At 42.7% G+C, this 13,843-nt stretch carries 11 protein-coding genes; 4 read left to right on the forward strand and 7 right to left on the reverse strand.

All coding sequences use genetic code 11. The features are described from left to right. Positions 1–4: 4 nt before the first annotated feature. Genes KSMBR1_RS18985 through atpD form a run of 5 tightly spaced genes read right to left on the reverse strand, consistent with a single transcriptional unit; the run spans position 5 to position 3,172 of the window. Complete coding sequence (locus KSMBR1_RS18985) at positions 5–715, reverse strand: F0F1 ATP synthase subunit A (protein WP_099326715.1); 711 nt, start codon at positions 713–715, stop codon at positions 5–7. Positions 716–728: 13 nt separating this feature from the next. After that, a complete protein-coding gene (locus tag KSMBR1_RS18990; protein WP_157820735.1) occupies positions 729–1,034 on the reverse strand; it encodes an ATP synthase subunit I in 306 nt (101 codons plus the stop codon). A gap of 53 nt (positions 1,035–1,087) precedes the next feature. Next, on the reverse strand, positions 1,088–1,402 hold the full coding sequence (locus KSMBR1_RS18995; protein ID WP_099326717.1) for an AtpZ/AtpI family protein: 315 nt from the start codon (positions 1,400–1,402) through the stop codon (positions 1,088–1,090). Further along, entirely contained in the window at positions 1,395–1,787 is a 393-nt protein-coding gene (locus tag KSMBR1_RS19000) for a F0F1 ATP synthase subunit epsilon (RefSeq protein ID WP_099326718.1), read from the reverse strand. Before KSMBR1_RS19000 ends, KSMBR1_RS18995 begins: the two co-directional genes overlap by 8 nt. Further along, positions 1,784–3,172 (reverse strand): F0F1 ATP synthase subunit beta, encoded by a 1,389-nt coding sequence (gene atpD, locus KSMBR1_RS19005; RefSeq protein WP_169702823.1) that lies wholly within the window; start codon positions 3,170–3,172, stop codon positions 1,784–1,786. The genes KSMBR1_RS19000 and atpD overlap by 4 nt, the downstream gene beginning before the upstream one ends. Before the next feature lie 440 nt (positions 3,173–3,612). Here atpD and KSMBR1_RS19010 point away from each other — a divergent pair, with 440 nt between their 5' ends. The 3 genes from KSMBR1_RS19010 (at position 3,613) to KSMBR1_RS19020 (ending at position 8,808) form a co-directional block, all read left to right on the forward strand. Continuing rightward, positions 3,613–4,722, forward strand: a complete 1,110-nt coding sequence (locus tag KSMBR1_RS19010; RefSeq protein ID WP_099326719.1) for a site-2 protease family protein — start codon at positions 3,613–3,615, stop codon at positions 4,720–4,722. 125 nt (positions 4,723–4,847) lie between these two features. Further along, the gene (gene otsB, locus KSMBR1_RS19015; RefSeq protein WP_099327124.1) at positions 4,848–6,419 is read left to right on the forward strand and encodes a trehalose-phosphatase; all 1,572 of its coding nucleotides are present in this window, start codon (positions 4,848–4,850) and stop codon (positions 6,417–6,419) included. Next, the gene (locus KSMBR1_RS19020; RefSeq protein ID WP_099326720.1) at positions 6,412–8,808 is read left to right on the forward strand and encodes a glycoside hydrolase family 65 protein; all 2,397 of its coding nucleotides are present in this window, start codon (positions 6,412–6,414) and stop codon (positions 8,806–8,808) included. Before otsB ends, KSMBR1_RS19020 begins: the two co-directional genes overlap by 8 nt. Before the next feature lie 187 nt (positions 8,809–8,995). On the opposite strand, the gene ettA is transcribed toward KSMBR1_RS19020, so the two are convergent. After that, positions 8,996–10,681, reverse strand: a complete 1,686-nt coding sequence (ettA, locus tag KSMBR1_RS19025) for an energy-dependent translational throttle protein EttA (RefSeq protein WP_099326721.1) — start codon at positions 10,679–10,681, stop codon at positions 8,996–8,998. 614 nt (positions 10,682–11,295) lie between these two features. On the opposite strand from ettA, the gene KSMBR1_RS19030 reads away from it, so the two are divergent. Then, the gene (locus KSMBR1_RS19030; RefSeq protein WP_099326722.1) at positions 11,296–12,537 is read left to right on the forward strand and encodes an aspartate kinase; all 1,242 of its coding nucleotides are present in this window, start codon (positions 11,296–11,298) and stop codon (positions 12,535–12,537) included. Here KSMBR1_RS19030 and KSMBR1_RS19035 read toward each other — a convergent pair. Then, positions 12,534–13,610, reverse strand: a complete 1,077-nt coding sequence (locus KSMBR1_RS19035; RefSeq protein WP_099327125.1) for a radical SAM/SPASM domain-containing protein — start codon at positions 13,608–13,610, stop codon at positions 12,534–12,536. The two genes, KSMBR1_RS19030 and KSMBR1_RS19035, sit on opposite strands and share 4 nt — an antisense overlap. Positions 13,611–13,843: the final 233 nt, after the last annotated feature.

A 13,843-nucleotide genomic window follows, 5' to 3' on the forward strand; every position in this document is an offset into this window, starting at 1 on the left:
TGTTTTACTCCTTTCCTTTTCCATATTTTTCTAATGTTTGTTCTTTTTCTTCATAAACCCGCGTTGCAGAAGCGATATACACGATAGAAAGAATAGCAAAAATGTACGCCTGTATTAACCCTGTCAGCAAGCCCAACGCCTGCATGAGAATGGGGAAAAAAATTGGCGCAATCGAAAGCAGGATTGCGATGATAACAGACCCGCTCATAACGTTTCCAAAAAGCCTGACTGCAAGCGCTATCGTACGGGAGGCTTCTCCCAAAATATTGAACGGCAACATGAATGGCGTGGGTTTCAAATAATGTTTCAAATAACCTATAAAACCGCGTTTTGATATTCCGTAAAACTGCACTGCCACAAATACACAAATGGCAAGCGCTGCAGTGGTTGATAAGGAACCGGTGGGCGATTGATACCCCGGAATAATACTCATAATGACAGACACTGAAATGAATAAAAATAACGTTCCCACGATAGGCAAAAACCTGTCCGGTTCCTGGTTGCTGATTGCCCGAATCTGTTTATTCATGCCTAATACAAGCGTTTCAAGAAGATTTTGCCAGCGGGATATCTTGCATTCTGTCGTCAATTTCTTCGTGCCAAACCATGACAGCGCAACAATCACTGCCATGGTAATCCAGGTATAGACAATGGTCGCATTTAATGCGATCGGCCCAATGTGAAGAACTATTGTATTGTCAGGACTTATATTCACGCATTACCCCCCACTATTTTGAATGGTATGTCATCTTCATCTTGGACCCTTCGGGAAGAAAACGTTTTACCAATACTCGTCGTACAATAAAGAACCCCACTAAACACACAAGTAATCGTTCCCAGCGGCCATCCATGATGAAATAAAATGTAGCCAGAACAATCGCCATGCGTATAATATAACTTAGCATAATCAGTGCGGAGGGGTATTTTATTATTGGAAGATAATGTATGGTACTCCACATGCCGGCAAAATTCAGCAAACCTACCGCCATTCCAACTGCAAGTGCAGTGGCAAGCGTAAATATATCATTTACCATAATCATTATTCCCCTTTGTTCCAGATATATTTAACAGTAAAGCAAGATTCACATTAATCATTTTTATCGGACATTTTTATCCAGCGCCACGCATTCAGGCAACCAATTGCTATGCCAACACTAAGAAGCGTAAGCGTCCATGACACAGGCGACGGCCATTTTTTATCAATCCAGATACCAAGTGCTATGCCAAGTAATGTGGGAATAGTTATCGACCAGCCTATGATCCCCGACATGCCCATGCCAAACCAAAACGATTTGGACTTCGATTCTTTCCTGCCTTTTATTTTACGCGATTCTTTTTTCCCTACTTCCACAACGAATTTTTTTAATACATCATCCTCTTTCTTTTGTGCAGGGTCAACCATGTCTGCTTTCACCAAGTTCAATAAATTGCCGTACAAAATTAATCTCAAGTTTTGCTACAGCGGAGCGAGCGGTTTTCTTTCGTTCATCATCTGAACGAAATTTATTTTCCACCGTTTCTTTCAATTTCCCAAGGTCAGGGCCACGAACGGCATTTCTTGTGGAAACAAGTACCTCGGCGCCACATTTTGCGAGAATCCCTTCATCAATAGCAAGGAATACTTCGCGTCCTTCCTGCTCGTATATTAAAAGCCCCGGAACAAGAGCAGATACAAAATCTACATGGCGGGGCAGTAAGCAGAAATATCCATTATCCGCTTCCGCAACGACCTTTTCAACTTCTTCGTTTATAAATATTTCAGTAGGAAGCAGTACTTTTAGTTTCATGGTTTCTTTGCTTCATCAATTCCGCCAATCATGTAAAGTGAGCTTTCCGGAAATGAATCGAACTCTCCATTCAAAATCCGCTCACATCCTTCCAATGCATCCTCAATGCCGACTGTTTTTCCTTTATGCCCGGTAAATTGCTCAGTCGTAAAAAAGGGTTGTGTAAAAAATCGCTCAAGCCTTCTGGCAAGATATACCGTCCTTCTGTCTTCCGGAGAAAGTTCTTCCAGACCCAGCATAGCGATAATATCTTTGAGTTCTTCATAGTTTGCCAATATTTTTAAAATTTCGCGCGCAATCTGATAATGCTTCTTTCCAACAATATGCGGCATAAGCATCTTTGACCCCGATTGCAACGGGTCAATCGCTGGATAAAGACCCTCGCTGGCTCTTTTTCGCGACAACACGATTGTGGCAGATAAATGACTAAACGTATGAACCGCAGAAGGGTCTGTAAAATCATCCGCAGGCACATACACTGCCTGAACAGAAGTAATTGACCCAGAAGAGGTGCTGCAAATTCGTTCCTGTAGTTCAGAGAGTTCCGTTCCCAATGTAGGTTGATACCCTACGCGGGAAGGCAACTGCCCCAAAAGCCCCGACACCTCGGAACCTGCCTGTATAAAACGAAAAATATTATCTATCAGGAGCAACACATCCTGTTTTTCTTCATCCCGAAAATATTCAGCCATTCGAAGCGCCGCATGCCCTATACGAAATCTCGCGCCTGGCGGTTCATTCATTTGCCCAAAGAGCATTACCGTATTATCCAAAACCCCGGCAGCTTTAATTTCCCGAAAAAGGTCCTCAGCCTCGCGGCACCGTTCACCTATACCGCAAAAGAAGCTTACTCCGCCGTAAATCCCCATGACTTTATGAATTATTTCAGTAATAAGCACTGTCTTTCCAACCCCGGCGCCTCCAAAAAGCCCTGCTTTTCCTCCCCTCTCAAGAGGTGCAAGCACATCGATTGCTTTAATTCCCGTACTGAAAATCTCTGTAGAAACGGAACGGCTGGACAGTGAAATCGTTGGCTGGTATATGGACTTCCACACAACATCACGAAGAGGTTCTCCATTATCAATAGTTTCACCAAAAACATTAAACATTCTCCCAAGTAATTCTTTTCCCAAGGGAACCCTTAACGTTTGTTCCATGTCGGTCAATATAAACCCCCGGTATAATCCCCCTGTGGGAGTTAGCGCTATTCCACGAACGGTTTCACGATCAAGATGAATCACTACTTCGATTACGTATTTTACATTTCCCAATTCTCCCCTGAGTTCATTATGAATAGGAGGGACTCTTCCTGGAAAGCGAACGTCCACAATACTTCCTCTTATCGATACAATCTCACCTTTATTGATTTCTTTTTGTAGTAACATGGGATGCATACTCATTTATTATCGTATTACTTGTTGAAATACTGGTAATACTTTATGTAGCAGCAATTCATCCGTCGCCGCTACACCGCTGATAATGGCGTTATTGTAGTATTTTAAAAAAACGGACCTGTTGCGAAAAATCAGTATAGGTCAAAAGAAAATTCAATGCAAGCACAATACGCTTGCACATTACTTACAAAACGAATGGTTAAAATATTTTGTAACACTTTGGTTTTTTGAAAAACGTAAGAGCGAGAGACGAGAAACGAAGGATATCCGTCGTCTCTCGTCCGTCATCCTTCGTCCTCGGTAGTTTATATTACGCTATAATAGTAGCCAGGAGGTTAAAATTATTATTGCATTTAACATTGAAAAAGATTAGAGATGCGGTAAGCGTATTTTGGGTTGAATAATTTAAAAACAGATGAAAGGAGAAAAACATGAACGGATCATTACAGGGGGCATGGAAGATAGGTACGGTAATGGGTATTCCAATAAGAGTGCATTTTACGTGGTTTATCGTCTTCGGTTTGATTACATGGTCTCTGTCAACTTTATACTTTCCAAAGGCAGCTCCTGACCTACCTGTGACATCTTACTGGCTAAAAGGCGCCCTTGCAGCCCTTCTACTTTTCGCCTCCGTAGCCTTTCACGAACTGGCCCATTGCATTGTGGCAAAGAGGTACAAAATTTCCATAGAGAGCATAACACTCTTTATCTTTGGTGGAGTTTCCAGGATGAAAAGTGAACCACCCCACCCAAGGGCTGAATTTAATATTGCTATTGCAGGGCCTCTTTCCAGTTTTTTTTTGTACGCTTTGTTTTACTTTATTTCTATGGGTGTATCAGGAAGCATGAAGACGCTTTTTATATACCTGGCACAAATCAATCTGATTATTGGGATATTTAATCTCATTCCGGGTTTCCCTTTGGATGGGGGGAGGGTTTTGAGAGCTATTTTGTGGAGTAAGAATAAGAACTTTTTTTCTGCGACGCAAAAGGCAGCTGGCGTCGGGAGGAAGATTGCCCTGTTTTTTGTCTTTTTCGGGTTGTTTTCTCTTTTTACAGGAGTGCCGGGAGGTCTGTGGCTGATGCTTATTGGTTGGTTTCTCTTTACGGCAGCCCAGGCAAGTTATCAGCAGTCAGCGCTTCAGGAATATCTTTTTGGCGTTAAAGTCAAAGACTTAATGGTGAGGGACCTGATTAACGTAAGTCCTTCCCTTAGCCTTGAGGAGGTTGTGAATAATTACTTTCTGAAATATGGCTACGGCGGTTTCCCTGTAGTAGAGGATGGAAAGTATCTTGGTATAATAACCCTGAAAGAAATAAAAGGCATACCTAAAAACGCTTTTGAAGATACAAGAGTCAGGGAAGTTTATCTGAAACATAAAAAGCAATGGGAAATATCCGCCGAAGCGGAGGCAATAAAAGCCCTTGAATCGATGCTGAGGGAAGATACAGGGAGGTTGGTTGTTAAGAAAGGGGCATCTATACAGGGACTCATAACCAGAAACGGCATTGCCCGTTATGTCCAAATCATCGGGAAATGACACGGTCAATTGATATTCTGCCTTACGAACCTGCAATCATACCGGCAGCAAAATATAACCGGAACATCTGCATCAGAAGGAAAGTAATAAGTCCCGGAAACTTAAAGCAAACCGGAGGTGCTTCGATGGTTCACAAAAAATCGGCATACACAATATCAAGGGAAGACTTTGATGCGGTAATCTTTGATCTTGACGGAGTGGTCACCGATACGGCAAGCGTGCATGCAGATGCATGGAAAAAGATGTTTGATGAATTTCTCTCCCAATATGCTGCCTGTAATAATAAGCCATTTCAACCTTTTGATATTGACGCAGATTACCGCCTTTATGTTGATGGCAAACCACGTTTTGATGGCGTGAGGAGTTTCCTCCGTTCAAGGGGTGTTAATCTGCCCGAAGGACAACCAGATGATTTGCCCGGCACAGAATCTATCCACGGCCTGGGCAAATTAAAGAATGAATATTTCCTGAAACACATCGGAGACCATGGCGCTGAAGTATATGATTCGACAATAGATTTTATACATAGTTTGAAAAAACAAGGCTGCAAAACAGCCATAATATCCTCGAGTAGAAACTGCGCCATGATCCTTGATTCAACAAATCTTTCATCCCTGTTTGACGTCAGGGTGGATGGACTGGATTCTGAAGTTCTTGGCATTAAAGGTAAGCCTGCTCCGGACATTTTCCTTGAGGCAGCAAGACAGTTAAAGGCGAAACCTGAACGTGCGGTTGTGATTGAAGATGCTATTTCAGGTGTTCAAGCAGGAAAAGCCGGCAAATTCAGGCTTGTGGTTGGTGTGGCACGGACAGGCGATAAAGAATCGCTGCTTGAAAACGGAGCTGATGTAGTAGTTGAAGACCTCTCTGAAATCGGCGTCAGGAACGATATTGAAGTAATTCATGGCCTGCCTTCCGCACTGGACAGCATTGATGATATTGCCAATCAGGCAAGGGGCAAACGCATTGCCGTTTTTCTTGACTACGACGGAACTCTAACCCCTATAGTTGAAACACCCGACAAAGCTATTATGGCAGAAGACATGCGGGAGGCTGTGATAAAACTTTCCAATAATTGTACGGTAGGAATAATAAGCGGTCGCGATCTAAAAGATGTGCAGGAGAAGGTGGAAATAGACTCATTTGTCTATGCCGGAAGCCATGGCTTTGATATTGCGGGGCCAGAGGGATTAAACATAAAGAGTCAGGCAGGGGCAGAATTTCTGCCTGTTCTCGATAAAGCAGAGAAGGAACTTTCCGAAAAGCTCCGCTCAATAGAAGGTGTGTTTGTGGAACGGAAAAAATTCGCTATTGCCATTCATTATCGCCTTGTAACTCCGGAGAAAGCCGAACTTGTAGATGAGATTGTGGATAAAGTGGCTTCCGTCTATCCTGAACTTAGAAAGGCATACGGAAAAAAGATATTCGAACTACAGCCGGATATTGACTGGCACAAGGGAAAGGCCCTGCTTACCTTATTAAAAGCATTGAAGCTTGACGGAGACGACGTACTGCCTTTTTATATAGGAGATGATGTGACCGATGAAGACGCATTCTGGACACTCAAAGGCAGTGGTATCGGAATTGTTGTCTGGGACGAACCCTATGAGACGGCGGCTTCTTATAGTCTTAAGAATCCGGAAGAGGTACGCAAATTCCTTTTGAAACTTATTCCATTAGGAGGTGGCCATGAATAACTGGACACTTTTATATGAAGACTTTAAACCTTCCATGGAAAGCCTCAGAGAAGCCCTTTGTACACTGGGAAACGGATATTTCGCAACACGTGGTACCTCGCCGGAATCTGAGGCTGACGAGATTCATTATCCCGGTACTTATCTCGCTGGAGGCTATAACCGGTTGAAAACTGATATTGCAGGCCGTGTAGTAGAAAATGAAGACTTGGTGAATATGCCAAACTGGTTACTCACGAAATTCCGGCCTGAAGGCGGCGACTGGTTTAATCTGATGACCGTCGACATTCTTTCCTATCGGCAGGAACTCAACATGAAAGAGGGCATTCTCTCAAGAACAGTGAGATTCAGAGATAGACAAAATCGCGAAACAACATTGATTCAACGGCGTTTTGTACATATGGCAAATATGCATCTTGCAGCGCTTGAAATTACAATCATACCTGAGAATTGGTCAGGGCGTATTCAAATACTCTCCGCCATGGACGGAACTATTATCAATGCAGGAGTTGAACGTTATAAGCAGTTAAACAGCAAACATCTTGCGCCTGTAAAAAGCGGAAAAGCCGATAATGACATAATTTATCTGCTTGTAGAGACCAATCAATCTCATATCCGTGTGGCAGAGGCTGCAAGAACCCGTGTTTATATTGAGGGTGAACAGATAGAAGTTGAAAGAAAGCCTGTTGAAGAGCCCGGCTATATTGCTCAGGAATTTTTTATTGAGGCAGTAAATAATACGCCTGTGACAATTGAAAAGATTGTTTCTTTTTATGCATCTAAAGACTTTGCCATTTCCGAACCTGCTCAGGATGCTGTTGAAGCTCTCAGGCATACCGGCAATTTCAAAGAATTATTCGAGCGCCATGCTATGGAATGGAACCATCTCTGGTACAAATGCGACATTCAGATAGCGGACAATGACCGTACACAGATGATTCTCCGCCTGCACATATTTCATATGCTACAGACGGTTTCCAGAAACTCGATTGATCTGGATATAGGTGTACCTGCAAGGGGTTGGCACGGAGAGGCATACAGGGGGCATATTTTCTGGGATGAGTTGTTTATCTTTCCATATCTCAATTTGAGAATTCCAGTGCTTACCAGAGCTCTGCTGCTTTACAGATACAGGCGGTTAAACAGATCTCGCATTGCCGCTCAAGAGGCGGGATTTAGAGGCGCACTCTATCCATGGCAAAGCGGAAGCGACGGAAGGGAGGAAACACAACAGCTTCATCTTAATCCCAAATCAGGCCGCTGGCTTCCGGACAACACACACCTCCAGCGCCATGTAAATGCAGCTATAGCGTATAACGTCTGGCAGTACTTCGAAACAACAGAAGATCTGGAATTTATGGCTACATATGGCACGGAAATGATTCTTGAAATCGCCAGATTTCTGTCAAGCCTCACCTCTTATAACAGAGAAATAGACCGCTATGAAATACTCGGTGTCATGGGGCCTGACGAATATCATGATAAATATCCTGACGCTGAAAAACCTGGGCTGAATAACAATGCCTATACAAATGTGATGACCGTCTGGGTATTGCGTACTGCTATTAAAGCCCTCAACAAGCTGAACCCTAAAAGGAGGTATGACCTTCTGGAAATAATTGGCTTGGAGAAAACCGAGATCGGACAGTGGCAGGACATTATCCATAAAATGAAGGTTGTCTTTCATGATGATGGCATAATCAGCCAGTTCGAGGGATACAATGAGTTAGCTGAATTCGACTGGGATGGTTATATCAAAAAATATGGAGATATACAGCGTCTTGACCGTATTCTGGAGGCGGAAGGAGATACAACCAACCGCTATAAGGCTTCAAAGCAAGCGGACGTACTCATGCTTTTTTATCTCTTTTCTGCAGAGGAACTGCACGAACTTTTTAAAGAAATGGGATACGATTTTGATCCACAAATTATTCCAAAGAACATAGAATACTATCTTAAGCGATGCTCTAACGGTTCTACCCTCAGCAATATTGTCCTATCGTGGGTTCTTGCCAGGTCAGATCGTACGGGATCATGGAATATTTTTAATAAGGCACTGGAAAGCGATATCTCGGATATACAGGGAGGCACTACACACGAAGGCATACATCTGGGCGCAATGGCTGGGACTGTTGATATTCTCCAGCAGTGCTATACAGGTATAGCATTCTGTGATGAGATGCTCCATCTGAATCCGAAAATTCCTGAAGGTTTGCAAAGACTCATGTTAAAGATAAAGTATAGGGGGAACTGGTTTGATATCAACATAACACCGGATGCATTGGCCATTACCTCAAGCAAAGAAAGAGACATAATAACGAAAATTTGTTTCCGCGAAAAGATATATGAAATTAAACCTGGCGACACTTTAAATTTTGATATAAAGGTATAAATGCCAATGGGCGTATTCCCGATTTTTTGTAAATCTTCACACCCGAGGTTTGCCTTTGTCGCGATGCTTTTCCTGTTGTTTGGCAAGAATCAGGCTTATAATAGCTGTTTAATAACTTTTATATTCATAATATATATAAAATCAAGATAATTTGGTTCTGGCTTACCACAGGTTAAAGTTGTTGGTATTATGCCCGTGTTAAGTGTCTGTATTTGATGCGATGAGGCTGGTCGGAGGCGGAGCCAATGCGTCTTTTTCTCTCTTCCTCGTATTCAGTATAGTTTCCCTCAAACCAGATAACCTTGCTATCCCCCTCAAAAGCAAGAATGTGGGTGGCAATCCTGTCAAGGAACCAGCGGTCATGGCTTATCACCACAGCGCAGCCGGAAAAGTTTTCCAACGCATCCTCGAGGGCACGCATGGTATTTACATCAAGATCATTTGTTGGTTCATCGAGCAGGAGGACGTTTGCGCCTTCTTTTAACATACAGGCAAGATGCACCCTGTTTCTTTCCCCTCCGGAAATAGCGTTCACCGGTTTTTGCTGATCCGCACCTGAAAAGTTAAATCGCGCCACATATGCGCGTGAGTTGACCTCTCTGCTGCCGATTTGAATTATGTCGTTACCGCCGGATATTGTCTCCCATATCGTTTTATTCGGATCGAGGGTTTCACGGCTCTGGTCTGCATATGCTAGTTTTACCGACTCCCCTATCCTGATTGTTCCGTTATCCGGCTTCTCTTGTCCGGTAATCATCCGGAACAATGTAGTTTTCCCGGCACCGTTAGGGCCAATGATGCCTACAATTCCACCACGCGGCAGTGAAAACGTCATATTCTCTATCAAAATACGGTCTCCGTATGATTTGAAAACCTTATCCGCCTCAATAACTAAATTCCCCAATCTCGGTCCTGGCGGGATGTAAATCTCCAGTTCTTTTATTTGTTTCTCGGTTTGTTGCGCAAGCAATGATTCATAAGAATTGATTCGCGCCTTTGATTTTGCGTGCCGTCCCTTCGGACTCATCCGGATCCATTCCAGCTCGCGTTGCAATGTCTTTTGCCGTTCAGTCTCTTGTTTTTCTTCCTGTTGCAATCTTTTCTGTTTTTGATCAAGCCATGAAGAATAGTTACCCTTCCATGGTATACCATATCCGCGGTCAAGTTCTAATATCCAGCCGGCGACATTATCAAGAAAATACCGGTCGTGCGTCACAGCAATCACTGTTCCTTCATATTTCAGCAAGTGTTGCTCCAGCCAGGCAACCGTTTCAGCATCGAGGTGGTTCGTCGGTTCATCCAAAAGCAGGATGTCCGGTTTTTTTAAGAGCAATCTGCAAAGCGCCACACGCCGTTTTTCTCCACCTGATAATATCTTTACCGGTGTATTTCCCTCAGGGCAACGTAGCGCATCCATTGCCATTTCAAGCCGGGAATCAAGGTCCCAGGCATTAAGCGCGTCAATCTTTTCCTGAACCGCCCCCTGCCTTTCTATCAAAGCATTCATTTCATCGCCTGACATTGGTTCTGCAAATTGTTCGTTTATACGGTTATATTCATTGTGGAGATCTACCAATTCCTGGACGCCTTCTTCCACAATCTGACGCGCCGTTTTTGTTTCGTCAAGCAAGGGTTCCTGTTCAAGAAATCCTACCGTATATCCCTGTGAAAGCGTTACCTGTCCGTTATAATTCTCGTCTACTCCTGCCATTATGCGTAAAAGAGAACTCTTTCCCGAACCATTTAAACCAAGCACGCCAATCTTAGCGCCGTAAAAATAGGAAAGCGAGATGTCTTTTAATACGGGTTTTTTTTCATAAAACTTGCTCACACTGTTCATGGAATAAATAACTTTGTTCGGTTGATTGCTCATTTTGGCATGCCTCCGGGAAAAATTGTTACATGGTTTTTTCTGCTTGTATTCTTAATATGAATCAGCATGTGCATAACTATAAAAGAATTTTGCCTGCTTAGCAAGCCTGCGGTAGAACTCTTCCATAAACTGTACCGTCGGCAATCGACAATCTACAGTCGGCAAATTGAGATTGAAATTATTATTAAAACCTCAACTTATTGAAAAGTTACCATAAAGCACACTTTTTCCGTCAATTTTTTCGCTCCATGCAGAGACGCACAACAACGCTTCCCAACATTAGTCATTAGTCATTAGTCATTGGTCAACTGCCGACTGAAGAAAGGATCATTAAATATTTTGCCGGAAAATGTAAAGAAATTACTGATAAGGTACTATGTTCTCTACAGTTAAAATATTGGCTATTATTATCGTTAAAAATGATTTGACTTTGTTTAACTCTTTTTATAATCTTGATAAAAATTTTCTTTTAGCTATTCATAGCACACAAAGCCGCAATCAAAAAGAGTTTAACCACGAAACACTATGGGCACAAAGAAAAACTTACAAAAGAAAGATGTTTTTACAGGGTAATACTATATTCACCATTACATTTTTTATCATAAGAGCGACTCATGGGACTAATTGTTCAAAAATTTGGCGGTACTTCTGTTGCTGATGCTGAACGCATAAAGGCTGCTGCCAGGCGAGTTACAGAAACATATGATGCCGGGAATAAAGTGATTGTTGTTGTTTCTGCGAGGGGACAAACAACTGATGAACTTATTGAACTTGCAAATGAAATTATTGATAAACCTTCTACACGCGAAATGGATATGTTATTATCAACGGGCGAACAGGTTTCTATTGCCCTCATGGCAATGGCGATTCATGCGCTTGGGTATCCTGCAATATCATTTACCGGTGGTCAGGTGGGTATCGTTACGGATAGTTTTCACACGAAGGCGCGCATCCGCAACATCAATGCAGACCGAATCCGCAAGGAATTAGATAATGGCTCCATTGTTATTGTAGCGGGTTTTCAGGGCATTGACGTAAATGAAAACATAACCACCCTGGGAAGAGGCGGTTCTGATACTACGGCAGTCGCCCTCGCATCTATTCTGCATGCGGACAGATGTGATATTTTTACGGACGTGGATGGAATTTATACCGCCGACCCAAGAAAGGTGCCAAATGCCAGAAAACTCAATAAAATCTCGTATGATGAGATTTTAGAGCTTGCGAGCCTGGGCGCCCAGGTAATGCACTCGCGCTCGATAGAATTTGCAAAAAAATACAATGTGCCTTTATACGTTCGCTCAAGTTTCAACAACTCTGAAGGAACATTGATATGTAAGGAGATTGATGATATGGAAAACATTGTTGTAAGCGGTGCAACCGTCAGCAAAAACGATGCAAAAATTACTATCAGGTCTATTCCTGATGTTCCCGGCCAGGCGGCAAAAATATTTCACGAGATCGCGAAAAAAAATATTAATGTGGACATGATCATTCAAAACGCAAGTGTCGAAGGACGCGCTGACGTAACGTTTACTGTACCGCGAAGTGATTTGAAAAACGCGCTGGAAACTGCAGAAAAGATAAAAAAGGACCTCTGGGCAATGGAGGTTTTATACGATGACAAAATCGCTAAACTATCCGTAGTAGGGATAGGCATGCGGAGCCATTGTGGTGTAGCGGAAAAGATGTTCAGTATCCTTGCTGAAGAAAAAATTAACATACAGATGATTAGTACCTCTGAAATAAAAATATCCTGCATAATCGATGAAGCTCACGCCGAACGGGCATTAAATGCAGTGCATAAAATATTTGGATTAAACCTCGTCAAAAACGAAGTGGCCGCTAAGGTCTAATTTTCGTTTGTACGCGTAAGTTTCGGCTGATAAATACAATATGGTTCTTCCGCCAAATAGTTTCCTGTATCGTAAAATGCACGAGCCCTGCACCCTTCGCAGACTTTTTTGTATTCACAGTCCCCGCACTTGCCCTCTAATAAATCCGGATTTCGCAGCTTTTCAAATACCGGAGAATTTTTCCAGATATCTGCAAATTTTTGTTTCTTTACATGTCCCGCTTCGACGGGCAAATAACCGCAGGGGAAAACCTCCCCTTTATGGGAAACAAAACAAACGCCTGTACCCGCCAAACACCCCTTTGTCATCGCAGCCATACCATGGGTTTGGGGAGATATTGTAATCCCTTCCTCTTTTGCCCGTTCTCTCATGATACGAAAATAATGCGGCGCACAGGTAGCCTTCGTCTGAATTTTTGCTTCTTTTGATAAATCATAGAAATGATTGAGTACTTCTTCGTATTTGGCGGGATGAAGCATTTGATCATCCGCAATCTGAACCCCGCAACCCACAGGCACCAGCATAAAAACATGTAGCGCATCAGCACCCAGCTCTAAAGCCAATTTGTACATATCATCTATTTGTTCAACATTATGTTTGGCAATCGTGCAATTTATTTGCATACTCATGCCCAGATTTTTCAATCTTTTAAAGCCTTCCATTGAACGCTTGAACGAACCGGGTATTTTTCGAAAATCGTCGTGCGTTTTTTCGTCTGCGCCATCAAAGCTGATAGAAACCCTGGCAATGCCTGCATCAACAATTTTTCTTGCCACATCGTCTTCAACAAGTGTACCATTTGTAGCTAATGCAACGCTTAGCCCTTTGCTTACCGCATGTTTTGCAATATCGAAGATATCCGGACGAAAGAGAGGCTCTCCCCCACTCAATACCAAAATTGGATTGCCCACCTCCACGATAGCATCAACAAATTCAAAGGCTTCTTTTGTAGACATATCGTCTTTTGCAAGAGTAGTACTTACATCAAGCCTGCGGCAATGTATACACTCCAGATTACAGCCGACAGTCGTCTCCCAAAACACAAGCCTTAACTGATTTTTCATATTTTTCATATATTCAACTGCAGATTTACCTGATGTATCATGTTTCATACGATCATACGTCTGTCTGATTGTTTCCGGATGATCACCATGGCCATGAGGCGTCGGGTGGCTGCTTTTTTGTTTTTGTTCAGTGTGCAAAGTGTTTTCCTCCATAGTTTTTTGTATTCATTTTTGACCGACATAATAAGGATTCTTATTATAGAAAATACCCGTAGTTTGGTCAATTAAGAAAACAAACTTTC

The sequence above is a fragment of the Candidatus Kuenenia stuttgartiensis genome, from assembly GCF_900232105.1.
In the GTDB taxonomy this organism is placed as follows: domain Bacteria; phylum Planctomycetota; class Brocadiia; order Brocadiales; family Brocadiaceae; genus Kuenenia; species Kuenenia stuttgartiensis_A.